The 25,655-nt window shown below is 40.4% G+C and carries 25 protein-coding genes; 16 read left to right on the top strand and 9 right to left on the bottom strand.

What is annotated here, in order from left to right; genetic code table 11:
- Nucleotides 1-24 precede the first annotated feature (24 nt).
- Nucleotides 25-834, top strand: coding sequence for a Cof-type HAD-IIB family hydrolase (locus tag AC6UDA_RS06565; RefSeq protein ID WP_500708249.1), 810 nt, complete (start codon nt 25-27; stop codon nt 832-834).
- A 64-nt stretch (nt 835-898) separates the two neighbouring features.
- Here AC6UDA_RS06565 and AC6UDA_RS06560 read toward each other — a convergent pair whose 3' ends face one another.
- Nucleotides 899-1,858 (bottom strand): nucleoside hydrolase, encoded by a 960-nt coding sequence (locus AC6UDA_RS06560; RefSeq protein ID WP_500694076.1) that lies wholly within the window; start codon nt 1,856-1,858, stop codon nt 899-901.
- A 150-nt stretch (nt 1,859-2,008) separates the two neighbouring features.
- Here AC6UDA_RS06560 and AC6UDA_RS06555 point away from each other — a divergent pair, with 150 nt between their 5' ends.
- Nucleotides 2,009-2,998, top strand: coding sequence for an NAD(P)/FAD-dependent oxidoreductase (locus AC6UDA_RS06555; protein ID WP_500708250.1), 990 nt, complete (start codon nt 2,009-2,011; stop codon nt 2,996-2,998).
- Between the two features lie 86 nt (nt 2,999-3,084).
- A complete protein-coding gene (locus AC6UDA_RS06550) occupies nt 3,085-4,053 on the top strand; it encodes a type I phosphomannose isomerase catalytic subunit (RefSeq protein WP_500711403.1) in 969 nt (322 codons plus the stop codon).
- 40 nt (nt 4,054-4,093) lie between these two features.
- Here AC6UDA_RS06550 and AC6UDA_RS06545 read toward each other — a convergent pair whose 3' ends face one another.
- On the bottom strand, nt 4,094-4,906 hold the full coding sequence (locus AC6UDA_RS06545; protein WP_500696969.1) for a hypothetical protein: 813 nt from the start codon (nt 4,904-4,906) through the stop codon (nt 4,094-4,096).
- Between the two features lie 105 nt (nt 4,907-5,011).
- Nucleotides 5,012-7,150, bottom strand: a complete 2,139-nt coding sequence (locus AC6UDA_RS06540) for an LTA synthase family protein (protein ID WP_500694072.1) — start codon at nt 7,148-7,150, stop codon at nt 5,012-5,014.
- Between the two features lie 134 nt (nt 7,151-7,284).
- On the opposite strand from AC6UDA_RS06540, the gene AC6UDA_RS06535 reads away from it, so the two are divergent.
- The 4 genes from AC6UDA_RS06535 (at nt 7,285) to AC6UDA_RS06520 (ending at nt 10,082) form a co-directional block, all read left to right on the top strand.
- Nucleotides 7,285-7,941 (top strand): histidine phosphatase family protein, encoded by a 657-nt coding sequence (locus AC6UDA_RS06535; RefSeq protein WP_500695822.1) that lies wholly within the window; start codon nt 7,285-7,287, stop codon nt 7,939-7,941.
- Nucleotides 7,942-7,958: 17 nt separating this feature from the next.
- Entirely contained in the window at nt 7,959-8,396 is a 438-nt protein-coding gene (locus AC6UDA_RS06530) for a MerR family transcriptional regulator (protein WP_500694070.1), read from the top strand.
- Nucleotides 8,397-8,929: 533 nt separating this feature from the next.
- A complete protein-coding gene (locus AC6UDA_RS06525) occupies nt 8,930-9,700 on the top strand; it encodes an MFS transporter (RefSeq protein ID WP_500708253.1) in 771 nt (256 codons plus the stop codon).
- Nucleotides 9,669-10,082: a hypothetical protein gene (locus AC6UDA_RS06520; RefSeq protein ID WP_500711401.1), complete on the top strand. Its 414-nt coding sequence runs from the start codon at nt 9,669-9,671 to the stop codon at nt 10,080-10,082. Before AC6UDA_RS06525 ends, AC6UDA_RS06520 begins: the two co-directional genes overlap by 32 nt.
- 40 nt (nt 10,083-10,122) lie before the next feature.
- Here AC6UDA_RS06520 and AC6UDA_RS06515 read toward each other — a convergent pair whose 3' ends face one another.
- Together AC6UDA_RS06515 and AC6UDA_RS06510 are read right to left on the bottom strand one after the other, a co-directional pair.
- The gene (locus AC6UDA_RS06515; RefSeq protein ID WP_500707428.1) at nt 10,123-12,786 is read right to left on the bottom strand and encodes an MMPL family transporter; all 2,664 of its coding nucleotides are present in this window, start codon (nt 12,784-12,786) and stop codon (nt 10,123-10,125) included.
- A gap of 129 nt (nt 12,787-12,915) precedes the next feature.
- A complete protein-coding gene (locus AC6UDA_RS06510) occupies nt 12,916-13,839 on the bottom strand; it encodes a magnesium transporter CorA family protein (protein ID WP_500708257.1) in 924 nt (307 codons plus the stop codon).
- 196 nt (nt 13,840-14,035) lie between these two features.
- On the opposite strand from AC6UDA_RS06510, the gene AC6UDA_RS06505 reads away from it, so the two are divergent.
- The 4 genes from AC6UDA_RS06505 (at nt 14,036) to apf (ending at nt 16,715) form a co-directional block, all read left to right on the top strand.
- A complete protein-coding gene (locus tag AC6UDA_RS06505) occupies nt 14,036-14,674 on the top strand; it encodes a glycoside hydrolase family 73 protein (protein ID WP_500711399.1) in 639 nt (212 codons plus the stop codon).
- Nucleotides 14,675-14,703: 29 nt separating this feature from the next.
- Nucleotides 14,704-15,486, top strand: a complete 783-nt coding sequence (locus AC6UDA_RS06500; protein ID WP_500694064.1) for a TerC family protein — start codon at nt 14,704-14,706, stop codon at nt 15,484-15,486.
- The gene (gene trxA / locus AC6UDA_RS06495; RefSeq protein WP_500708263.1) at nt 15,461-15,781 is read left to right on the top strand and encodes a thioredoxin; all 321 of its coding nucleotides are present in this window, start codon (nt 15,461-15,463) and stop codon (nt 15,779-15,781) included. The genes AC6UDA_RS06500 and trxA overlap by 26 nt, the downstream gene beginning before the upstream one ends.
- A gap of 307 nt (nt 15,782-16,088) precedes the next feature.
- On the top strand, nt 16,089-16,715 hold the full coding sequence (apf, locus tag AC6UDA_RS06490) for an aggregation-promoting factor (RefSeq protein WP_500694062.1): 627 nt from the start codon (nt 16,089-16,091) through the stop codon (nt 16,713-16,715).
- Nucleotides 16,716-16,842: 127 nt separating this feature from the next.
- Here apf and tyrS read toward each other — a convergent pair whose 3' ends face one another.
- Nucleotides 16,843-18,096 (bottom strand): tyrosine--tRNA ligase, encoded by a 1,254-nt coding sequence (tyrS, locus tag AC6UDA_RS06485; RefSeq protein ID WP_500695816.1) that lies wholly within the window; start codon nt 18,094-18,096, stop codon nt 16,843-16,845.
- Nucleotides 18,097-18,346: 250 nt separating this feature from the next.
- Nucleotides 18,347-19,150, bottom strand: coding sequence for a tyrosine-protein phosphatase (locus AC6UDA_RS06480; RefSeq protein ID WP_500701256.1), 804 nt, complete (start codon nt 19,148-19,150; stop codon nt 18,347-18,349).
- Nucleotides 19,151-19,290: 140 nt separating this feature from the next.
- On the opposite strand from AC6UDA_RS06480, the gene AC6UDA_RS06475 reads away from it, so the two are divergent.
- From AC6UDA_RS06475 to rbsU, 3 genes are all read left to right on the top strand, one after another.
- Nucleotides 19,291-19,542, top strand: a complete 252-nt coding sequence (locus tag AC6UDA_RS06475; RefSeq protein WP_010022943.1) for a hypothetical protein — start codon at nt 19,291-19,293, stop codon at nt 19,540-19,542.
- 114 nt (nt 19,543-19,656) lie between these two features.
- Complete coding sequence (glpK, locus tag AC6UDA_RS06470) at nt 19,657-21,174, top strand: glycerol kinase GlpK (RefSeq protein ID WP_500694059.1); 1,518 nt, start codon at nt 19,657-19,659, stop codon at nt 21,172-21,174.
- A 122-nt stretch (nt 21,175-21,296) separates the two neighbouring features.
- On the top strand, nt 21,297-22,217 hold the full coding sequence (gene rbsU, locus AC6UDA_RS06465) for a ribose/proton symporter RbsU (RefSeq protein ID WP_500694058.1): 921 nt from the start codon (nt 21,297-21,299) through the stop codon (nt 22,215-22,217).
- Between the two features lie 61 nt (nt 22,218-22,278).
- Here the strand turns inward: rbsU and AC6UDA_RS06460 are convergent, their stop codons facing one another.
- Complete coding sequence (locus tag AC6UDA_RS06460; RefSeq protein ID WP_500694057.1) at nt 22,279-22,692, bottom strand: hypothetical protein; 414 nt, start codon at nt 22,690-22,692, stop codon at nt 22,279-22,281.
- A gap of 10 nt (nt 22,693-22,702) precedes the next feature.
- The gene (gene rlmD / locus AC6UDA_RS06455; protein WP_500695813.1) at nt 22,703-24,115 is read right to left on the bottom strand and encodes a 23S rRNA (uracil(1939)-C(5))-methyltransferase RlmD; all 1,413 of its coding nucleotides are present in this window, start codon (nt 24,113-24,115) and stop codon (nt 22,703-22,705) included.
- Between the two features lie 117 nt (nt 24,116-24,232).
- Between rlmD and AC6UDA_RS06450 the strand changes: the two genes are divergently transcribed.
- Nucleotides 24,233-24,889, top strand: a complete 657-nt coding sequence (locus AC6UDA_RS06450) for an ABC transporter ATP-binding protein (RefSeq protein ID WP_500694055.1) — start codon at nt 24,233-24,235, stop codon at nt 24,887-24,889.
- Entirely contained in the window at nt 24,882-25,649 is a 768-nt protein-coding gene (locus AC6UDA_RS06445; protein ID WP_500694054.1) for an ABC transporter permease, read from the top strand. The genes AC6UDA_RS06450 and AC6UDA_RS06445 overlap by 8 nt, the downstream gene beginning before the upstream one ends.
- The last annotated feature ends 6 nt before the right edge of the window (nt 25,650-25,655 follow it).

Here is a 25,655-nt window from a genome sequence, read left to right as displayed (position 1 = left end):
TAATTTAAATGATGAGGAATTAATATGATTAAAATGATCGCACTCGATCTTGACAACACACTGCTTACAGGTGATAAGAAGATCAGTAAAGTAAACGAAGACGAGTTAAAAAAGTTACACCGACAGGGTATCAAAGTGGTGCTCTGTACTGGACGACCAATCAATGCCATTTGGAAGTACATTAAGCAACTAGACCTTGATGAGCCAGATGATTATACCATCACCTTTAATGGTGGGCTCGTGGTTCGAAATGCCGATAAGTATGAATTATTTAAGCGTGGGATGAATCGAGATGCGTTCAAATTACTTTACGAATACGCTCAAAGAAACGGCCTCCCGTTAGATATTCTTGATTTTACCCAGGTCTATCCAATCTCCGATTTAAAACCATCGATTTATCAACAAATGTTGAATGCTGACATGCAGTTTGTACCAACTAAGTTTTCTGAGATGCCAGACGAAAGCTACTCTAAGGCAGTTATCGCAGCCGAACCAGACGTTCTTGATAAAGCTGTTAGTAACATGCCCGAAGATGTGAAAAAGCAGTATCACATTGTTCGTTCACAACCCCAAATCCTAGAATTCTTGGCACCCAATGTTGATAAAGCCTATGGATTAGGAGCATTGCTTAGTCACTATGGTGATGATTTTTCTAATCTAATGGCATTTGGTGATGCTGAAAACGATGCCGGAATGATTAAGAAGGCCAAGGTTGGAGTTGCGATGGCAAATGCGCAGGAACCAATCAAGAAAATTGCGACGGATGTGACTAAATCGAATGATGATGATGGTGTGGCAGTCTTTTTAAAGAAGTGTTTTAAAGCAGATCAATAAATATAAACACAACTAATAAAAAATGAGCTAAACAATTATGTTTAGCTCATTTTTATTTGGTTCTTTACATGGTCTCAAACGCATTATTCATATTTTTCATAAATTCTTTTAGGTAACGTTTGGAGTCTACCGCTACAGCCACCTTAACGTTGGTGTTAGGATCATCTAATCGATTCTTGTCACCAATCGTTCTAGCATAGTATGCGTCGGGTTTGGTGGTAACGATCATATTCATATCAATGAATTTTACGAAACTGGGGTCGACCGCTACACCAACGGCGAGTGGGTCATGAAGTGAACAGCCGCCAAGTTCAGGATACATATCAGCATAGATGTTGATGTAGAAATCCACGATGTCAGCCATTTTCTTTCCAGCCATTGTCCCAGAATCGCGCCACTTTTGGGTTTCTTGCTTGGTCAAAAGGGTTCGTAACGTAACGTCAAGGCCGACCATGTTGATGTGAAGGTTACTGGTAAAAACTTCGTTTGCTGAAATGGCATCTTGGTTGATGTTGGCCTCGGCGACGGGGGTGACATTACCCGGAACTGTTAAAGCACCACCCATTAAAGTCACATTGCCAACCTTCTCCATAGCTTTTGGAGCTTGTTTGATTGCTTGGGCTAAGTTAGTAAGAGGACCAGTTGGCACAATCGTTAGATCATTGCCGTACTTTTTAGCGGATTCAATCATGAAATCGACCCCGTTTTTACTTTGGACCGCACCGCTTGGTTCGGGAAGGTCAACGTCACCAATCCCATTTTCACCGTGAATGTCAGCGCTGACTTGCATTCTGACATAATCTTCGCTTAATGGATGAGTTTCACCAATAAAGACCGGAACGTCTGAAGCACCAAGTAAATCTAAAATTTTAAGGGTATTAACGGCTGCCCGTTCGGCTTCGATGTTGCCAAACGAAGCAATAACCCCGATTAAATCAATCTCAGAATTGCCAACCGCGTAGGTTAGTGCCATTGAGTCATCGATTCCAGTATCAAGGTCCAAAATCATTTTTTTGGTACTCATATAAAGTCCTCCTATATAACTTCAGTTACAGTACAACTTTATAATACTTTAATATGTAGGAAATTGCGATAGATATGAAATTGGTTTTTTTATTTTGTCTTTGCATGGTAAACTTTGGTTAAAGATAAAATTAGATAAAGAGTGATAAAAATGGAAAATATGTACGATATAACAATTATTGGCGGCGGTCCCGTTGGGATGTTTGCGGGGTTTTACGCTGGCCTGCGGGATGCTAAAACGCAGATCATTGAGAGCCTTCCTGAACTTGGGGGCCAGGTCAAAGCGCTTTATCCTGAAAAGACCATTTTGGACGTTGCTGGTTTTGCGGGCGTCACGGGTGACGAGCTGATTGCACGACTGCAAAAGCAACTTGACACCGTTGATGTTGACCAAAAGGTCGAGAGTAAGGTAGTCGATGTGATTAAAAAAGATGACTATTTTGAGATTGAAACCAGTAGGGGAACTACTAAGAGTAAAGCCGTCATCATTGCGACCGGAAACGGTGCCTTTAAGCCACGTGAACTACGGGCTGAAAATGCCGAAGAGCTCACTGGGAAACGTCTTTTTTACAGTATCAATGATTTAAACCAGTTCAAGGGGCGAGACGTCATGGTCGCTGGTGGTGGCGATTCCGCCGTTGACATGGCTTTAATGCTTGAACGGGTTGCAAGTAAGGTATTTTTATTGCACCGGCGGGACGAATTTCGTGGTCTTGAGTATATGGTTGATCGTCTCAAGGAATCATCAGTTGAGGTGGTCACCCCATACTTAATCAAACGACTGGATGAGGTTGATAATCGTTTAAGGGTTACCAGTAAAAAAGTTAAGACTGAAGATGACGAGATGGAAATGATGGTGGATGATCTCGTGGTGAACTACGGGTTTATTTCGAATAATCACCAGTTAAAGGAATGGCAGATCCAACCAGCCCTTGATCATCGCTTACTTGAGGTTGATCAATCTTTTGAGACCAGTGTGCCAGGGGTCTTTGCGATTGGGGATCAGATCACTTATCCCGGCAAACAAGATTTGATCGCAACCGGATTTGGTGAGGCTCCCACCGCCATTAACGTCTTAATGAAAGAAATTTATCCCGACCGCAGAGGACCCGTTCACAGTACTTCGCTTCACCGCAAGTAGGTTCAAGAAAGGATAAATGTTGTGAAACCATTAACATGATGCTATCATGAAACTAGTTGAAATTTCTTAACTGGAGGATGATGTTCATGACAAATGAAGTATTTCCCTTATTTTTAAAGCCCGTTTTACAGAATAAGATGTGGGGTGGAACCGAACTAAAGCGGTATCACTATCAGTTAAATAGTAATCACGTTGGAGAGGCGTGGATTGCTTCGACTTATGGTGATGACTTGTCAGTGGTTTATAACGGACCCTACGATGAAAAGACTTTAAAAGAAGTTTGGAAGAAACATCCAGCACTATTTGGTGGGCATCCGGCTAACGCCTCCTTTCCACTATTGGTTAAAATTTTGGATGCCAAGGAAAACTTGTCAATCCAGGTTCATCCAAGTGATGAGAACGCGCAAAAGTACTTTAATGAAAAGAATGGAAAAACTGAGTGCTGGTACATTTTAGACACCAAACCAGATTCAAAGGTATATTACGGTCATTCCGCCAAAAGTAAGGATGAAATTCGGCAGGCCATTAAAGACCACCAGTTAGACCAGATTTTAGAAACGAAAACGGTTCAACCAGGTGAGATGGTTTATGTACCAGCTGGGACGCTTCATTCTTTGGGAGCAGGCATTGTCGCTCTTGAGGTGGAACAAAATTCTGACAACACGCTCCGGTTTTATGATTTCGACCGGGTGGATCAAAAGACGGGTAAGAAACGACCACTCCAGGTAGAAGATGCCATTAAAGTAACCAATACTCCGAACGTTCTACCAGACCCCGAGCAAACCCAACTGGTTGTCGATTCAAATAATCCAGCCCGGACGCGTCTATTGAAATCAAAGTACTTTAACGTTTATCAAATTGTGGTTCACGGTCAAGCCGAGATTAAAGACATGCAGACTTATTCAGTGAACGTTGTTATTGATGGAACAGGTACACTAATTGTCGATGACAAATCATATTCGCTTGAAAAGGGAAGTACGTATGTCTTGCCAGTTCAAGCCAAAACGTATCAGTTAAAGGGAGACCTCCGAATTATTCAGACAACCGCAAACTAAAATATGACAAAAATACCACTACCTCAATGATAGTGGTATTTTAGTATCCAATGACATCCTCTGCCACCGTTTCTAGCGTCTTGGTTTTGATGTCGGCTACGTTAATCCAATACAGGCAATTTTGGCGTGGATAAAACAAGCCTAACTGCTTAACCATTTCAAAATAAGACTTATTTGCTGAATGGAGCCCCATGATGTAGTACATCAGGATCTGGAGGGTGAATTTATTGGTTGGTTTAGCCTTTGATACCTTGAAATCCCACAGCCCATCCTTGGTCAGGTAGTCACCATCGCCGTTTACGACGGTGTCGGTGTACGCACCGGGAAAATCAAAGTCAATTGTAATGGGACCATCTTCTGATGCTTGCTTCAAGAACTGAACGCCCCGGTTAACCATTTGTTTAATGTGCTCAATGGTAACCTCATTCGCTTGGTACTTGGGACGAGGAACGTAGTAACTAGGTCCCATCCGGTAGGCAATGTCATAATTAACGAGTTGAATGGCGCACTGAATGCTGTCATCATCAAGTCCGGAATTGATTTCACTGGTTAATTGTTTAAAACGGTCCATATTACCATCGTAATGGTGCCCAGTCTTTTCGGCCGCTAGTAGGTCAACGTTATGGGCACCAATTTCAGGAATACTGAATGCTGCCACGACGTCTCCGGTGACTTCAAACCGTGTTAGATAGTCGACGACCAGTCCCATAAAGCTGGGCGTGATGTTTTCACTAGCAATCGGTAGAAATTCGTCTGGCGTAAACTGCTTGATGTGAAGGGATGAGACGGGAATGAAACCACCACGGGGCTGTTTATACTGCTTGGCTCTTTTTGTAACTGTATACTTAGTCATAATTTGTAACCTTCCATCCCTAGAGTTACCCGTATTATAGCACAGCTGAGAAGCGTGTGATCCCCAACAAAAGAACCCACATCAACTGATGTGGATTCTTTATAGTTATTCTTTGTTTGAATCAGGGTTGGTAATCTGAATTCGATTAGAGTTAGTTGAACTATGGTAAAGCTCAGGAGCATCGGTATGGTATAAACTGTTCGTACTCTTATCATGTCGTTCTGAGTAGAGACTGGTTGAGGCTTTTCCAAGCTTCTTTTCAATGTTTTCTTCATGGTCCAATCCGTTAGCATAATTGTACTTCTGCGGGTTAACTGGTTTAAATCCCTTAGGATGATAAAAACGAAGTAGGTTTTGTTCATTCAGCGTATCGGATAACGAGAGTTCTAGATTGACTTTATCCTGCGTCTTTTCTAACTTCTGTTTCAACTTTTTATCCGGATGGATTACTTTTTGGGTCTTGTTATCATAGACCGTCCCATTAACCGAAGTGTACTCAGGAGAAACCCAGTCCCGATTTCTAAAAGCAACGACCTGATCATGATGCTTGGAGAAGAGGTCCGTCCCAAATTGGATGTACTTCTTGGAACTGATTCCAAGAAGGTGCATCAAGGTTGGAAGTACATCAATTTCACCACCATAGGTATGATCCACGTGACCATTCTTGATTCCTTGCATGTTAATCATGAATGGAACTCGTTGCAATTGGGCGTTATCAAAGTCATTCCAGTCGTTAGGGTCTTTTCCAAGTAGCGGTGCTAAGCTGGTGTTTTCAGAGTTCGATAAGCCATAGTGATCCCCGTATAGGACAATCACGGAGTTCTTTAGTAAACCGGCTTTGTCAAGGTACTCATAGAGTTCCTGAACTGATTGGTCGAGATAGTGGGCCGTTACAAAGTAGTTGTTAACGGCTTCATCATTAGTATCAGGGGCCTTGAAATCAGAATCCTTCTGATCCTCAGCGTCTAGTTGATACGGGAAGTGATTGGTAACGGTGATGTATTTAGCATAGAACGGTTGCTGGAGGTGCTGAAGATAGTTGGTTGAATCTTTAAATAAGAGCTTATCCTTCAGTCCGTATCCGGTTGACTTATCACCCGAGGTATCGTAGTAACTGGCGTCAAAGAAGTAGTCATATCCTAGGTTTTTGTAAGTGTTGTTTCGGTTCCAGAAGCTAGCAACGTTTCCGTGAAAGACGGCGGACGTGTATCCCTTTTGACCAAGGATGGCAGGAGCACCCTGGAAGGTGTTGTCACTGCCAAGTTGAGCAAATAAGGATCCCTGTGGGAGACCATAAGTACTAGTCTCGAGCATGTTTTCTGCATCGGACGTTTTACCTTGGCCAACCTGATGGAAGAAGTTATCAAAGGAATAAGTTGACTTACTGTGATACAACTTGTTTAAAAATGGAGTGACTTCCTGGCCATTGATCTTTTTATCAATCACGAACTGTTGGAAGCTTTCTAGATGAATGATAATGACATTTTTACCCTTGGCAATCCCATACATTTTCTTGTTAGGAGCGGCGTAGTGTTCTTTTTTGAATTTAAGAATCCCCGTTAAGTCAGACTTATTGGCATTGGCTCGCATGTTGTTGGTTTGTTGGGACTTTATTCCGTCATAGACGGTAAAAGAATCCAAACCCAGGTATTTAACGATGTAAGTGCGGTCAAAGGTTCTGGTCAATAATTGGGGCCGATCCATGTCGGCCAAAGTAATGTTACCAACTAACATAAGGGCTCCAAGTGAGAAAACCGCAAAACCAACTCGGGCCTGTAGTGGCCGTTTGTCAATCTTAATCACTTTAAACAAAAGTAAGAGGATGACGATCACGATGTCGATCCAGTAAAAAACGTCGTGGGGCGAAGTTAGTGCTAATGAGCTTCCGCTTAGCCCCTGGTTGACCTTGGAATAACCGGTCATGGTCGACACCGTCATAAAGTCGGTGAATTCACGAAAGTAAATTACGTTTAAGTATAAAAGAACCGTGTTTAGAAAATCCAGAAACAGGATTGCTGGATAAAAAAGTTTAGCTGGTTTTAGATAAAGCGCCAAACCTAACATAATAACGGTGGTTGCGATTGGATTAATTAGGAGCAAAAACAGTTGAAAGATACTGTCGACACCCAAATTAAAGTCAGTGAAATATGCGTAAATTGTTTTAGCCCAAAAAAGCACTACTAGTAAGACGAAAAACCCGATTCTAGTATTGCATTTAGACAGAATTTTCTTGATCGTTTTCAAGGTATAAAGTCCCCTTTTTAAGTCCAACCCCTATCTTATCAGATTTATTAAATTTGGGTAGGATTGAGGGAGAATCTTAGAGAAAAGTTAAAGCCCACAAGTGATATACTTAGAGTGTGAATGGAGGAGATACAATGGCAAAATTTACCCTATACGTTGTCCGACACGGACAAACTTATTTCAATATTTTTAACAAATTACAAGGCTGGAGTAATTCACCACTAACCGACAAGGGAATTACTGGTGCCAAAAAGACCGCTAAACGTTTATCTAACATCAAATTTGTTCAAGCTTACTGCAGTGATACTACTCGTGCTGAAGATACCGCCAAGATTATTCTAAACGATAATTTAGTTTCAGATATTAATGAGCCTGTCGTATCTCCCAATTTTCGTGAACAATTTTATGGTTATTTTGAAGGATTAAACATGGATGAAGCGTGGTACGAGGCCGGAGCACCTCATGGAGTACCAACTTTTAAAGACATTGTAAATAAATATGATATCAATACGGCTAAGGACTATATGAAAGAGGCTGATCCTTTCCATATGGCTGAAAATGCAGCTGATTACTGGAAACGACTTGATAAGGGGTTAGATATGATTACTCACGATGCTAAGGTTCAAGACGGCGACAACGTCCTCTTGATTAGTCACGGAAATACCCTGCTTAGTTTAGTAGAACGTTTTTCTGACGGACAGTATGATATGACAAAACGTCCCGAAAATGGCAGTATTACTAAGATGAGTGTTGATGGTAATCAAATCAAGGTCACTGAATACAATAAGTAGTGGAGGCGAGGCGACAAATGCATGAAGCTAATGACAAGATCATCAATTCCTTTAACATGCAGGACTTTATTTTTCGAATTGGTGAAGTTAGTAAGATGACGGGGGTATCACCAAGACAACTCCGATACTGGGAGAAAAAGGGATACGTGAGAAGTACCCGAGTTGAAAAATTAGCGTCACGAGTTTTCAATTTTTCAAATTTTGTACTGATTAAGTTAATGAAAGAATATCTAGATGACGGTTACACCCTGACATCTGCTTATCAAAAGGCGACGCAGTTTAAATCACGAATTGCTTTTTTGTATTCCTTTTTTAAGCGAGTGGATCATGGTTGTGACGAAGTGAATGGAAAACGAATGGCAGACATGGGATACTTTGATGATGCGCACACGAAGCGTTTGTATGGCTACCTTGATGACGACGGGGAAGTTAAGTACCTCGTAAAAGATAACTAAAATTACTCGAAAAGACACCAAAGCTGATAATTAGTTTTGGCGTTTTTTGACGGAATGACTCATGTACGGTAGCATGTTTATTGGCAGTAGAAAAAGTAGAGTGCTAGGAAGGGTCATTTGATAATGGCATTGCTTGAAAAAGTCATTTTGACAATGCTGGGATTGGTATCAATTTTGATACTAGTTGCTGTTTTGTTAGTATTTTAGAATTTAACCCAGTGGGGAATCGGCAGAGGTGCCGATTCCCTTTTTGTTAGGAGCCTTGTTTTTAGGGACTAAAAGTATATACTTTTGAATAATCATTAATTATGTCGGAGGTGTCAACGATGGAAAGCGAATTTCAAGAAATTGGCAGTAAGTTTTCAGCACGTCATGTAACGGTATTTATTCAAAGACAGACTGTTTCCCAAATAGTTGTGAAATGAAGTTGAATCATAATTTCATTCGATTATTTGGGTGAAACATTCATCCTGAATCAATCATTGAATTTCCTCAACTTCATTAGTAATCGTTAAACTGAAATGAGGGAAATTATGAAAAATATCAGGAAAATGTATACGTACGCATTCTTTTCTAACTTAACCTTTGAATTAGTAATTTGGATGCTTTATTTGAAACATATGGGATGGTCAGTTGGCCAAATTGCATTATTACAACTTGTGATTAACGCAACTCAGGTTATTTGTGAACTACCATCCGGAATCATTGCTGACAAAATTGGCTACAAAACCACTTTGATTTTGGGTCAGATAATGTGTGTATTATACGTGGCAACTTTTTTTGTCGCACGTAACCACTTGCTAGTATTTGGTGGGTTCGTTTTGTTTGGAATTGGACTTTCGCTAATTTCGGGAACCGATGAGGCCATCATTTATGAGGCAGATGAAAAACAACACTACCAGAAATTTTGGGGACGTTACAACGCCATCATGATTTGTACGGTTGCTTTCAGTAATATGGTTGGTGGGTATTTGGCAGACATTTCGTGGCCACTGGTCTTTACCGCCTCAATTATGGCCCACGTTCTTTCAATCATGACGGTATTAGTGATCAAACCTCGACCGGTGGTTAATGAGCCCGATGCTCCAAGTGTCTTAAAGCAATTGAGGACTTTCTTGGTCAGTAATAAAAATTACCAGAAGTTAATCCTAGTAGTGGCGATTTCACAGGCTACGGCTTCGATTATGTATCAATACGGGTCGTTGTATCTATCCCACATTACAAGATTTAGCACCGGTAACATTGCGATGATCCTAGCGATTGTTGATATCATTGGAGCTGTTTTTTTCGGCAAACGTCTTTAAAGTAGTTGCTAAATATGGCCGAATGAGGGTGATTTCTTTAAGCATGGCAATTGGCTTATTGATGTCACTGCTCTTAGGGATTTCGAATTTCATCGTTGCTTTAATTGCATTTGTAATTTTTAGTTCACTTTTTGAAGTGTGGGATACGACACTAAACGCTGAACTGCAGGATACAGTGGTAAAACGACTCCGAGTTACGTTGATGTCTTTTTGCAATCTAATTACGGCTCTTTTGATGGCACTTGAGTCATTGTTTATCAGTGCCTTTTCAAAGGTTATTAACATTCAGGTGATTTTTGTATTATTTGGTGTTACGGCAATGTCTGGTTCTTTGGTCATCTTGTTTCTTTACTTTAAATCAATTCGTAAAATGAATGTTTAGGGCATAATAAAAGCCATCAGTTTAACTGATGGCTTTTTGATTATTTATTTTTGGCTCGTTTGTTTTTATAAAGGGGCCAATGATGCAAATCGGAACGAGGTAACGTGATTGCTAGTTTGCCAAGTCCAGTCGTGACAAGTGGCAGGATGACATTAAAAATAATAATCGTGATGATGACGGTCAGTCCGATGAAGTCAAGCGAGTGAAGCAGACTAACGAAAAGACCGAATGTAATGATAATGGTAGCAAACATCACGTAACTAACTGTTTTTGTAAATGCACTTGTCCCACCGGTCAACCATCCTAGTAAGTCTGGATTTTGTTTTCGGTAGGAAATGGCCAAAAAGGTTAATTCAAATATCCCAGTTATGGAAAGGGGAACCAGCATTGAAACGGATGCCTGCCAGTTTAATTGACTGTCACTTGCGGCATAGTACATGATAAGTTGGGTGGCCTTCAGTGCGGAAAAGACACTCATCACGTATGTGACCAACCACCAAAATGGTTGGAGAATGGAACGACTAACGATGATGATGGAGGCGAAAACGATTAAGATGATCATTATCATTCCAATAATAAAGTCGTGGTCAAAGTTAGTTTGAACGTTGGCGTTTTCAATTGGCTGGCCGGTATAAGCGACCTTAGCATTTTCAAGGCTGGTGTTTTGTAACTGGTTTCTAACCGTATTTTGCATGTTGTGAACGTTATTTAAGTTCGTGTTGCCAGTGGGATCATTGTTAAATTCTACTTCGAGCTTAGTGATTTTTTGGTTTTCGCTTGCAAAATTATACTTAGTTTGATAAAAATCGGTGTCATTAATCTGTTGCGGTGAGATGTAGAAGGTATTCCCAGCACTTGACTTCTTGACACCATTTAAGTAACCAGTGACGGGCGTTAACTTATCCTTACTTTCCTTTAAAGTTCGGTTAACGGACGCAATTTCACCACGAACTTTAGACGCTTGTTCGTTGTATTGCTGGACCGCTTCTTGCGCTTCCAGTCCAGAATTTTGGGCGTCAGAGATTTGGTTGCTTAACTGGGTCAAGCTTTGACTGGTGGTACTCAACTGATCAGACACTTGTGAGAGATTTTGGCGAAGTTTTTTGGACTTCTGGGCTTGATTAGATGACTGAGCCGTTTCAAGTGGAGTGAATGTGCTGAAATTGTTGGTGTCAGCTTGTTCACTCGTATCGCTAATCCGATCAAGTTGTCTAATCAGTGAATCGACTGATTTAGTTTGATTCTTAATGTTTTTCTGTTGAAGTGTCTTGTTTGCACCCTTAAGGGTTCTTTGTGAGCCCTTAAGGGAATTACTAATGCCATTAAGCGTTGAAGTGGTCTTATTCAATTGATTTCGTAAATAGTATTTATCAATTTCATCCCCACCTGGTTGAGTCACAGAGTACACCTGCGCAACGTTTTTTTGGGACTGAAGCTTCGTTGTAACCTGGTCAATGGCACTAATGGTGTTGTCATTATTAAAGGGTCGGTTATTTTTGATGTAAATAGTGACTGGAGTTGGTTTTCCCTTATTAAAGTGATTTTGAAGGATGTGTCTACCGACTTCAGCCTGATCATTAGCAATTAAATTGTTGTTAGTAAGGTAGGTTACATTAGGACGATAGAATAAAACTAGTGGGACCGTAATCACTAATGCAATTAGTAGTCCTAGGAGAGGTTTTAAAAACGAGACATGGGCAAGTTTACCCCAGAAGCCCTCGTTTGCGAGTTTTAAAGTCTTCTTCTTTGGCCAGAAAAAGGTTGGTCCAAGGAGTTGCATGAACATTGGGGTCACGGTCATCACGGCGAATAGAGTTATTAGTACGACAATGGCGACGCTACCAATGGCCCGAACCGAACTAAACTTGAGCAGGTAAAGTGATCCAAATGCTAATGACGTAATTATTGCGGTTGCCCCAAGTGGATATGTAAGACTTTTAGTGGCTGTTTTACTGGGGTCAACGCTTTCGTTTTTAAGTGCCAATTCAAAACGTCGATACAAAAAGAAACTAGCAAGGGTACCAAATAAAGTTACTACCAAGCCAGTTACTAAAGGAATGTATGGCGAATACGGGAGACTAAGTTGAGTTGACATTAAAGCTGTTGCACTTAATGAAACCAGGTAAGCGATGATCAGGATGATAAAGGTAAAAACCGGTGCTAATAGTGATCTAAATGCAATGGCAATAAAGACTAAAGAAAGAATGAAAATTGCAATGGTCACAATGTTAGTGACGCTTAAAATCTTCTCATTGTTGTCTTGATTAATTAATTGCGGACCGGTGACGTACGTCTTCAGTCCATTATCAACGTTGAATTGCTTTTGAAGCGTGTTAGCAAAACTTGCACTTGTGGCATTGCTTTTTGGAACATGAATATTCACAATCTCGGTTGATTGATCGTTGGAGATAAACTTTGAGGCACCATTCGGGCTCGTGTGAGCGGTGGTGATCCGACTAATACCGTTGTCCCCGTTACTTTTCTGAATCATACCAACCCGATTGTAAATGTCCTTTTGCTCAGAACTGGTAATTTTACCCTTGTTGGCGTGGTAAACGATGTTCATACTTGTGGTTCCATCTAAGCCTTCGCCCCATTGGTTCTGTAAGTTCTGTGCTTTATACATCTGGGACTTTGAGTTCATTTCCGGGTTGCCAGCCTGCATCACAACCTGACTCAGGTTGGGGAGACTGACAATTGCCATAAAAATGACAACTAGCCAAATAATTAAAGAGAAAATCCTATTTTCGTGTAACGTCCTTATAAAATGTTTCATCGAAGAAAATTCCTTTCATTTTATTTCACTACCCCCTCATGCTCATTTTATATTAAATTAGTTCTTAAAGAAATGGTTTGCACGTAAAAACAGCAACACAATGATGATAAAAATGATCGTGATGATAATGGTTATAATCCACGCTGATGGTTTATCCATAAATGGAAGTTTTACGTTTTCACCATAGAACCCAAATACGATGTTTGGAACACTTAGAATTAACGAAAAAACGGTTAAAAACTTAATCGTGTTGTTCAAGTCACTATCAAGGAGGTTGGAATAAGCGCTTGCTACTTGCTGGGTCGCGGCGTTCGCCATCTCTGCCATTGAAAGTCCCTGTTGAAGTTCGATACTGATATCTTCAACGGCAGCTTTTTGATCCTCAGTGAGGTCCCTTGTAAAACGCCGCTTGAAGTCGTTAATCATATCGTTGTTTGATCCGAGTGACGTTAGGAAATATACTAAGTCGGTCTGTAGATTAAGCAGGTGGTTAATGGCACTTTTATTGGCCTTGCCACGTAAGTTACGTTGAATGTTAGTTCTGACACTGTTGATTTGGTTAATATAATCAAAGTATTGGACGGATAGTTGGTACAACGTTTTATTAATTACGTCAATTGGTTGCAATTCTGCGAGTTGTTTTGAACCGGCTTTCTTTATAATGGTAGAAATGAGTTCGTTAACGAAGTTAGTTTTATCAGCCGTGAACGTAAATAACATGTTGTCATGGGTTATGATTCCAATTGGTTCAGCAGAAACATCCCCGTTAAAACGAGTCGGTTCGGCCACATCAAATATGAAAAGGAGGACTCCTTCTTCATCGTAATATTCAACCCGAGGTCGTTCGTGACGGTCAAGTGCATAATAGAGCATTTCGTTGTTTAAATGGTATTCTGTTTTTAAAATTTCCTTATCAGCTGGACGGCAATCGATGGTTTTAATCCAGTTAATATTTTGGTTGATTTTTTCAATTTTAATCAATGCAAAACTACTCCCGTTACTATATTGTCAGATATCTTCATACTACACTAAATGGCTAAGTTAGTCGATTTTAGTGAGTGTTTCTTCTATTATAATGCGTAATTGGAAATGAGTAAGAAACTTTTTTAAGTAATCATAAATACTCAACAAAAAATGGTTGGCTAAGGTATAATAACCACATAGGGAGATGTTGTCCGTGAAACACAGTAAAAAGAAAAACGTGTGGATTGCAGTTGTGATTGGAGTAGTCGTCGTCTTACTACTTGTATTCGCTGCATTTAAGATTAGACACATGTTGATTAATCATTCATATCAAGTTCGACAAGAGCAAATGAATAACGCAACCAAGAAACGTGATCAAGAGATCGAAACTCAGCACAAAGAGTTTATTCAAAAAATTGGTGACCCAGCCGTTAAGATTTACGAGAAAAAACAACAGGTTTTGCCAAGTATCGTGATCGGACAGGCTATTCTCGAATCGAATTGGGGGCAATCCGAACTTTATAAGAAAGCCAATAATCCGTTTGGAATCAAAGGAACGTACAATGGTCAGTCAATCTCGTACGATACAACCGAGTACGTTAATAAAAAGAAAACGACCGAAGTGGGTCAGTTTAGAAAATACCCCTCGGTTGCTGATGCCATCGAGGATCATAACGAGACTTTAAATACCAAGTTTTTAAAGAAAACGGGCATCACGAGTTTTAGACAAGAAGCCAACTTGTTGCAAAAAAATGGCTACGCTACCGATCCCGACTACGCTAATAAGCTAATTGGTGTCATCGTGAACCATCAATTAATGAAATACGACGTTAAAGCAATTAACAATTACTAATTACAACTAACTAATGGAGGAGTCTTTGATTGTTCGACCTACTCGCTAAATTATATGGTCCTTTTTTTGATCTACATAACTGGGAGACCGTCATAACGTCTGGAAATGACTGGTTGATTATTTTCTCATTGGTAGTGATTGAATGTCTTTTATCCGTTGATAATGCAGTTGTCCTTGCGGCCCAGACTCAAGTTCTTCCTACTAAAAAGTGGCAGGAAGAATCTTTGTTTTACGGAATGTGGGGAGCATACATCTTTCGCTTTTTGATCATCGGAGTCGGAGTGTACCTAATTAGGTTCTGGATCATTAAGGTCTTAGGTGCAGCTTATTTGTTTTATCTTGCGTTTAGTTTCTTCTATAATATGCACAAGAATAAGCACAAAAAGAGCCGAACTCATCAGGTCAAACCAAATAAGAAAAACCACACCCGCAAGTACTTTTGGTGGGTGGTAGTTCAGATTGAATTCATGGACATTATCTTTTCAATTGACTCAGTGCTAGCGTCGTTAGCCATTTCACCTAATCCAGTGATCGTCTTAATTGGTGGGATGATTGGGATTTTAGCGATGCGTGGAGTAGCTGAAGTCATAATGATGTTGATGAAAAAGATTCCTGAACTACAGCCGATGGCGTACTTCTTGATCATTATCATTGCATTGAAACTTTTCTTATCGATTCCAATGATTGACATTGAGATTCCAGCGGGATGGTTTGGGATCTTGGTAATTGTCACACTAGTGGCTACTTTAGTTATCCATGTGATTAACGTGAAGAGGGGGAAAGACTATGGCAGTGGATCTAAATCAGAATAATTTTGACTCAGAAATTACGGGACCAATGACCGTGGTTGACTTCTGGGCCCCATGGTGTGGTCCATGTAAAATGATGGATCCGTTGATTTTAGAATTGGAACGTGAGTACAAAGGTCGAATCAAGTTTTTAAAGCTTAATGTCGATGATAATCAGGAGATTGCCAGAAAATACCGGGTCATGAGTATTCCGACACTAGTATTATTTCGTAACGGGAAGGGCGTTGAGAAGGTCACCGGAGTGTATCCTAAGAGTAAATTAGAGCACTATTTTAATCGAAAATTAGCTGAAAAATGATGAAATTAAGTAAAGTCTTATGCTTTTAATAACTTTTTTTATGGCAGAAGGCTTTTTCTTTTGCTAAAAATTGGTGTTGTGAAATGTTGATCAATCCTTGAAAACGGGCATTATTGCGAGTTTTGTTACATTGACGTTACAACGTGACAAAATAATCGGTTTTTTTAACATTGCTGTTTTTGCCATGTAAATAACAGTATTTAGAATGTGAAATTGTTGTTTGAGTATATTTTAGTTTTAAGAAAACGGAAGTAACAAAAATTTATAGGAGTGATTTATCATTTTATTAAAATCTAGAAACGTAAAGGTGCTTTTAGCATCTATTTTCACAGTAGCCGGTGTGTTAATGACTGCAGGCTTCAACGCCAATGCTGCCACTAACACTAATCAAGTTACCGTTAAGAGCGGTGACACAGTCTCAAAAATCGCAAAGCAACATAACACTAGCATCAGCAGCATTGTTAAGGCTAACCACCTTAAAAATGTCAACCTGATTCATGTCGGAGAAAAGTTAACATTACCTACTAACGCAAGCAACATGACTTACCAAAGTAACAATACTCAAACACAACCATCTGCTCAGGTAAGTAGCAATGCACAATACACTGCTGCACCACAGCAAAACGCACAACCTGCTCAAACACAACAACAAGCAACAACTACAACCACTACTCAACCTGCTGCAAGCAGTAACAATAATGCAAGCAATGCCGGTGATAACTCTGGTTTAGCATCAATTGCACAAGTTGAATCTGGTAACTCATACAGTGCTCGAAACGGTCAGTACATTGGTAAATACCAATTGTCTTCATCATACTTAAATGGTGATTACTCTCCAGCTAACCAAGAACGTGTGGCTCGTCAATACGCAGTTTCACGTTACGGTTCAATCGCTGCCGCTGCTCAATTTCGAGCATCACATAACTACTGGTAAGATTTAATTTCAAGTTAACGATTACTCAAACGAAAAACAAGATGCAAAGGGGACGAAGAATAATTCTTCGCCCCCTTTTTTGGATCCAAAAAAATCCCAGTACCATATTTATGATACCGGGATTTATTTACTTAACTTTAGCTAAGAAGTAACGTTTCTTGCCGCGTCGTATGATGATAAACTTCCCGTCAAATTGAGCTTGGGGGTTAATTTCAGTGTTGACGTCGGTAACCTTTGCTCCATTGATGGTAATAGCGCCATTATTAACGTCTTCTCTAGCCTGACGTTTGGATTTATCAACTCCAGCCGCAATGATTAAATCGACTACGTTTACGGGATCAGAACTAATCGCAGACGTTGGGACACTGTTAAATGCCTGACTAACTTCTTTTACTGATAGGTCTTGAACGTTGCCTTTAAAAAGAATTTTTGAGATATTTTCGGCCTGCTTAACGGCGTCTTCACCGTGCACAAATTTCGTGACCTCACGTGCTAATGTCTTCTGGGCTTCTCGTTTCCAAGGCTCATCTTTAACTTTTTGGGCCAGTTCATCAATTTGATCCTTAGGCAAAAAGGTGAAGTATTTGAGGTATTTGATAACGTCAGCGTCGTTTTGGTTTAGCCAGAACTGGTAAAATTCATACGGTGAGGTCTTTTCCGGATCAAGCCAAACAGCACCACCAGCGGTTTTTCCAAACTTAGTTCCGTCTGATTTAAGCATTAATGGGATGGTTAATCCGTATACCTCGGCGTCTTGACCTTCAACGCGATGAATGAGGTCAATTCCGGCCGTGATGTTTCCCCATTGGTCTCCACCACCAATCTGAAGTTGAACGTCATGGTCACGATAAAGAGTGAGAAAGTCCAATGCTTGTAGGATTTGGTAGGTGAATTCTGTGAAGGAAATGCCCTTTTCCAGGCGACTGGCCACCACTTCTTTTGATAACATGGTGTTGACGTTAAAGAGTTTTCCGTAGTCACGAAGAAAATCAAGCAGTGACACGTTAGACGTCCAGTCGTAGTTATTCACGATGTGAATGTTACTGTCACTGCCAAAGAGGTGCTTCATTTGCTTTGTTAAGGCGTTAACGTTGTGTTTGACCATCTGTTTGGTCTGAAGGGGACGTTCGGTGTTTCTCCCACTTGGATCACCGATGGAACCGGTGGCCCCGCCGATTAGGATGTAAGGGTGAAAACCAGCCCGTGAAAAACGTTCCATGATCATAAACGGAATTAGGTGACCAATGTGCATACTATCACCAGTTGGATCGACCCCACAGTATAGGGCAATCTTTTTCTCGTTGGTTAATTTTTCTAGTCCGTCTTCGTCGGTTGTTTGGTTAATGGCACCTCGCCATTTTAAATCTTCAATGATATTCATTGTTGTTTTCCTCCTGTTGTTGATAAATAAAAAGCGTCCTAGTAGTAATTGACTACTGGGACGCTTGTGCGCGGTACCACCCACGTTCAGATACAAAAGTACCTGCACTTATTTTGATGTGTAATTTTAGGTAGTTCATCTAATATCCTGTGTGGCTTGCACCAACCGCCACTTCTCTTATCACTTAAATATTAGACTACTTTTGATAAACTCATCGTATCATTACCTAGCCGAATTAACAATATGCAAATTATTCAAGGTAAATTTGACGTAACTGATGAATGTCGGCATTGGTCAATCCAATACCTTCATGGAGAAATTGGTTCATTCCGCCGTATAATTGATTGATTTCATCCATTGCGGCATTGAAAAAGTCTAATGAGACACTATAAAGGGATCTTAGACTCTTTAGGGCTGCATCATTATATCCTTCTTCTTTGGCTTGCTCTAATCGAGCATCAATCACTGGTTTTGCCACCTGATTGGTTAACAGGTAATCTTCTTCGATGGTTTTACGATCGACTCCTAGGGCAGAGAGGATCATGGTCGCAGACATTCCGGTTCGGTCTTTTCCAGCTGTACAGTGAAATAGGACGGACTCGTCATCTTGCCTGTTATCGAGTAGAACTTCAAATAATTTTTTAAAAGCCAAACGACAGTGTTTCGTTTTAATCATGCTTTTATAGACGTGTTCCATATGATCATGACCATAATTAGGGTGATTGCACAGGACTTTCTTCATTTCAGCTGGACTTTTCGAATTGTCAGTTGCGTCTTCTTTAAAGATCGGATCAAAAATGTAGTCGACAGCAGAAGTTTCCACTTGATCGGCCAGCATGTCGACTTCAGGTTGACTTCTGAGATCAACGTCAAAGCGAACCCCGTAATGCTCAAGGGTTTTTAGATCATTTTCACTGAGCTCACCTAAGTGTCCCGCACGTAGTAACTTGTGCCACTTAGTGGTTTTACCATCAACAGTTTGGTATCCACCTAACTCACGAAAATTTTCACCAGTTGGAATGGCTAGAACTCTTTTATTTTCCATGTTTTCCATGTAACCCACCTTTCAATGTCAGTGTAATATAATTATATCATGAAGCCCGTGTTCCACATGATTTTTTGAGATATGATTTTACAAATATTAGAAAATAGAATAAGCTTAGCGTATGAAGATTATTAAGGAGAGTATGAATTATGGCAATGACTGAAAGACAAATGATTCAAGAAATCTTAAACACGGTTGACGTTGGTTATGATTTTGAAAACGTTGATGAAGATAACAAGCAGTACACGTTATTGATTAAACGTCAGGATAATGATGTTCGTGATTTAAACGAGATTAATGCTGAAATCAAGGAATACTTTAAAGATGCTGATTTTTCTTATGACGAACAGGTTGAGCCAAAAGATATTGATGCTGACATTCGGGTTGAAGTTAAGCGTTAATTAATGATGCCATAAAAGAGAAAGTAGATTTTATTCTACTTTCTCTTTTATTTTCAAGTAGTGAGATGAATTGAATCGTGCTAATATGAGTATCAAAAATACGATGAAACGGAGATGAACCAGTTGTCTGACAATAAAGATTACGTCCTAGCGATTGATCAAGGATCGACTAGTACGAGAGCGATCATTTATGATCATAGTGGTAGAAAAGTCATTGAAAGTTACAAGGAAGTTCCTCAGATTATCAATAGTGACGGATGGGTTGAACAGGATCCAAACGAGATTTGGAACTCCGTGCTTTCTGCCATTGCGAGTGCCTTGATTGACGCCTCCATTCACCCCGAAAACATTGCCTCAGTGGGGATTACCAATCAGCGTGAGACCACGGTAGTGTGGGACAAAGTGACCGGCAAACCCATTTACAATGCCATTGGTTGGCTTTCAAAACAAACTAATTCAATTGCTGAAGACTTAAAAAACAGAGGGTACGAGGACCTAATTCATAAAAAAACGGGCCTAGTCATTGACTCGTATTTTTCTGCTACCAAGGTCAGGTGGATTTTAGACCACGTTAATGGTTCACAGAAGCGCGCTTCTGATGGTGAATTGTTATTTGGGACCATTGATACGTGGCTCGTCTGGAAATTGTCTGGTGGGAAATATCACATTACTGATTATACGAACGCCAGTCGAACGATGATGTTTAACATTAATGACTTAAAGTGGGACGACGAAATCTTGAAGATTTTAAACATTCCAAAGATCATGCTTCCGACCGTTCATGCTTCTGATGAAGTTTATGGAACGACCGAAAACTACCAATTTTATGGTGTTAGTGTCCCAATTGCTGGAATTGCTGGCGATCAGCAGGCGGCGTTGATCGGACAAATGGGCTTTTCAAAGGGAATGGTTGAAAACACCTATGGTGATGGTGCTTTCATCATGATGAATACGGGACACCAGCCGCAGTACTCAGACGAGAATTTGTTGACGACCATTGCGTATGGAATTAACGGAAAAATTACGTATGCACTTGAGGGTTCAATCTTCGTGGCTGGAAGTGCGTTGACGTGGCTTCGAGACCAAATGAAGATTATCACCAGTGTTCCTGAGTCCAGACAGGCGGCTAAACGATCGACCGACCACAATGAAATATACGTTGTTCCTGCTTTTAATGGATTAGGGGCCCCATATTGGGACCAAAATGTCAGAGGAGCCGTTTTTGGGATTACCCGAGGAACTAACAGTGATGATTTTGTAAAGGCCACGCTTCAGTCAATTGCGTACGGAACTAAGGATATCGTTAACACAATGGAGTCCGATACCGATCTCGATATTCCACAGATTCGAGCTGATGGGGGAGCTAGTCGCAATAGTTACCTAATGCAGTTTCAGTCTGACATTTTGAATATTCCGGTTCAACGAGCCAGCGATGAAGAAACGACCGGATTTGGGGCTGCCATCTTGAGTGGACTAGCAACCGGGTTCTGGAAAGATTTAGATGAAGTTCAGTCCATTTACGAAGAGGGAAAGATTTTCACTCCTTCAATGAAAGCAGCTGAACGAGATAAATTGTATCAGGGATGGAAGCGAGCGGTTAAGGCCACGCAAGCTTTTAAACCCATTAATTAAGACTTGCTTTGGCAAGTTTTTAAATTTTTCTTAATGAAAACGTTTTCTTTTTATTTTTGACGTGTTATAATTAATTTCGTAAATAAGGGTTACAAAAGTATTTTGAAAAGAAGGTATGGGATATGAGTTTTGAAGCAATATTAATTGGATTAATTCCAGTGATTGGTTGGGGGCTATTTCCAACTATTTCATCAAAAATTGGTGGTAAACCAACGAACCAAATCTTTGGTGCCACAGTTGGTACATTGATTTTTGCGATTGTTGTCTTATTATTCACCCAAGCTGGCTTCCCAATGGGCTGGAACTTAGTCTACGGAATCTTGTCTGGTATGGGTTGGGGCTTCGGTCAAATCATGGCCTTTAAAGGTTATTCTTTGATTGGTTCTTCAAGAGTTATGCCAATCACGACCGCATTTCAGTTGATTGTAACTGCTTTGTGGGGTGCATTTGCGTTAAGTAGTTGGCCTGGTATTGGTCATAAGATCATTGGAATCCTTGCTTTGATCGTTATCATTATCGGTGCCACTCTTACCACTTGGAGCCAAAATAAAGAAAACGTTAATAAAGGTGCGCTTGAAAAAGCCGTTATCTTACAGTTAATTGGTGTTATTGGTTACTGGTTATACTCAGCCGCTCCACAGGTTAATAACTTGACTTGGGCTAAGGGAATTTTGCCACAGTCCACTTCAGTAATGACCCCAATGGAAGCATTCTTGCCACAGGCAATGGGAATGGTCTTGATGGCTATTATCTACGGTTTGATGAACATGAAGAGTGAAAATGTGTTTGCTGAGGGTGTTTCATACAAACAGATTATTGCTGGTTTCTTCTTTGCAATTGCCGCATTCTCATACTTGATTGCTGCACAGCCAAACATGTTAGGCCTTTCAACTGGATTCGTTCTATCACAGGTATCAGTAGTTGTTGCTACCTTGACCGGTGTTTACTTCTTACACCAGAAGAAGACTCCAAAGGAAATGGTTGCTACTTTGATCGGTTTAGCTTTGATCATCGTTGCTGCTGCCGTTACCGTTATGCTATAAAATCATTAATCTCAAACAAAAAAACACTTCACATTATGTGAAGTGTTTTTTGTGTTCCTAATTATTTATAATAATGACTTCGTTTTAAAAGTTCAGCTGAACGTTTATTGATTGGAACAAATCCCTTGTTTTGCAAATGCCGGAAAAACATCATATTGTATACAAAACTCCATGCTAATGGCATGATTGCAAAAATCTCATAGGCAGAGGATGCGATGTTTAATCCAGTTAAGACGGTAAGTGCCATTGCTAGGATAAAATCCACCCCTAGCATACAAAGGGTATTATAGAAATCACCACGAAAAATAGAAGGCCAGATTCCAAAAACTAGCGTAGTGAATGAGAAGCCCACCTTTTGGACTTTGACTTCTTGGGTTTCTTTATTTTGCACGACGGCGTAGTTAGGTGGCAAGAACATGTTGTTCATGCCATTATTCCCACTATTATTGCCGTTATCGAATGGATTCATTGACAATTGGACCTTTCTAAGACTTTAAAGTAAATTTGACGACGACTTCGACGTGCGGAGTCTGTGGCATCATATCAACTGGTTGCAGGTAGTCCACGTTATAAGACTTCGTTAGTTGAACTAGGTTCTGAGCTAGCGTTGATGGATTACATGAAACATATACAAATTTTTGTGGTTTAGCGGTTAAAATGGCATCAATTAAGTGTTGGTCAAGGCCAACGCGTGGTGGGTCAACCACCAGTGCCGTGGGTTTAAAACCCTCGGTTATCCACTGCGGCATCAAATCCTCGGCACTGCCAAAGTAGTAGGTGGCGTTATCAATATGATTGATTGCTGCATTATGATTGGCGTCGGTGATGGCTTCCTTAATGGTATCCATTCCTCTAACTTCAGAAACTTGGTTTGCTAATGAAAGACCGATGGTTCCTACCCCAGAATATGCATCAATCAAACGATCATCAGAATCAAGATTGAGGGCTGTTCCAGCTAAATCGTAGAGTTTTGGTGTCATGATGCTGTTGAGTTGGAGGAAAGCTCTTGGTGACAACTCAAATGATAAACCATTAATTTTTTCGGTAATACTATCATTTCCAGCTAAATGAACCGTCTTTTCTCCCCAGATCAAAGGTGAGTCACCAGGATTGATGTTTTGCATGACGGAAGTGACTTCTGGAAGGCGATCGGAAATCATTTCTAAGAGTTGATTTTTCTTAATCAACTTGGGCGTGTTAGTGATGAAAACCACCTGCACGTCGTTGGTATTGAGAGCTGCTCGAACTACCAAGGTTTTTAAAATGCCAGAGTGATTGGATTCAACGAACGTTGGGATGTTTAGTTCCTGAACCATTTCGACTAAAGCGTGCATGACCTTCATGGTAAGCGGATACTGAACGGAGCAGGTCTCCATGTCGACCACTTCGTGAGTTCCTTCTTTATATAATCCGGCGATGACTCTTCCGTTTGCTTCAGTTCGAACTTGAAACTGGGCCTTATTACGGTATTCATAGGGATTATCCATCCCGATCGTTTCCCTGACATCATAATGATCATAAGCCCTCGGATGATATCTTCTAAGCGATTGTTTAACTAAATCACGTTTGAATTCCAGTTGCTTAGGGTATGCGAGGTCTTCGAGTTCAAAACCACCAACTTCTCCAGCATATGGATCACGCGGTTTAACCCGAAAGGGACTTTCCTTATCAATTTGAACTAATTTTCCGCGTAGGTATTTAGGTTTAATCTCGGTTACATCAGCTTGAACTAATTCACCAACTAGCGCACCAGGAATAAAAATTAATTTGCGGTGAAAATAACCAATTCCCTCACCATTAATTCCGAGACGCTTGATGGTGACCGTAACTCGTTGGTGGAGTTCTACCGAAACATTTGACGATCTTTTTGAACCGTTTCTAACTCTTTTATAACTCATTAGAACTCCTTTTTTCTTCATAACAACGTCTACGTCATTATAGCAGACTCATATATGATACAAAAGTGTTGTATAATCATACTGTTAATTTGTTAAAAAGAAAAGAGAGGTATCAAAATGGCAGTACTAGAAACTAAAAACCTATGCTACGACGCTGATGGACGTGAGATTATCAAGGATATCAGCTGGAGCGTTGATGCCGGAGAAATCGTTACGATCACTGGTCCATCAGGGAGTGGGAAGACAACTTTTGTGAGACTTTTGGCGGATCTTTTGACTCCCAGTTCTGGTGAAGTAATTTTTGAAGGCCAAAACGTCGCTGATTTAAATCCAATTGAGTATCGGAGAAAAGTATCATACGCCGTTCAGCAACCCACCTTGTTTGGCAATACGGTCAAGGATAATCTTGAGTTCCCATATCAGATTCGAAATAAACCGTTTGATAAAGAACATGCGTTAAAAGCACTTCAAACCGTCGATCTAGGTGATGGTGATTTGGATCGGACGGTCGATAATCTTTCTGGTGGGGAACGCCAACGGGTCGCATTAATTCGCAACATCATGTTTGTGCCTGATGTGCTTATTTTAGATGAGGTTACCACTGGCCTTGATGAGAACACCAAGGAAAGTGTGCACAAGATGATTAACTACATTAATCAAAAAGATCACACCACGGTCATCATGATTACTCATGATCAAGGTGAGATTGACCATGCCACCGAGTTAGTCACAATTGTTAACGGACGACTAGTTAAAGGAGATAAAGATGCCTAATTTAATTGTTTCAAATCAAGCGCTCGCATTAACTGGACTCCTGGTCTTAATCGCGTTATTTGTCGGATGGAAAGAAAAGTTGGGCATTGATAAGTCAATTATCATTGCCACCATCCGTTGTGTGGTTCAGTTATTTATAGTTGGGTACGTTTTACGATTCGTTTTTCGGATCAATAACGTTTTTTTAACCCTGATTTTAATCTTAATTATTTTGTTTAACGCAGCTTATAACGCCAAAGGACGTAGTGACGGTATGGAACACGCACTCCCCATTTCCATCATTGCATTAGGAAGTAGCACGATTGTCGTACTTGCGGTATTAGTCTTTGCGGGAGCAATTAAGTTTATCCCGTCTCAAGTGGTACCAATTACCGGAATGGTTGCCAGTAACTCAATGGTTGCCTTGGGACTTTGTTATCGAAGTATGAATTCCATGTTTAAAGACCGGAGACAGCAGATTATTGAAAAATTAGCTCTGGGAGCCGACGTGAAGACATCCTGTTCTGACATTGTGCGTGACAGCATTAAGACCGGGATGCAGCCCACGATTGATACTGCGATGACCGTTGGACTGGTTAGTTTACCCGGGATGATGGCTGGTTTAATCTTTGCTGGTGTTGATCCGGTTAAGGCCATTAAGTACCAGATCATGGTAACTTTCATGTTGCTTGGGATTACGGCCGTTAGTTCAATCATCGCATGTTACATGGGTTATCATAGTTTTTACACTAAAAATGACCAGCTTAGAAATATGAATTAATAAGTA

It is taken from the genome of Fructilactobacillus sp. X8R4C1 (assembly GCF_059900905.1).
This window is presented reverse-complemented; position numbering and strand designations above follow the sequence as displayed.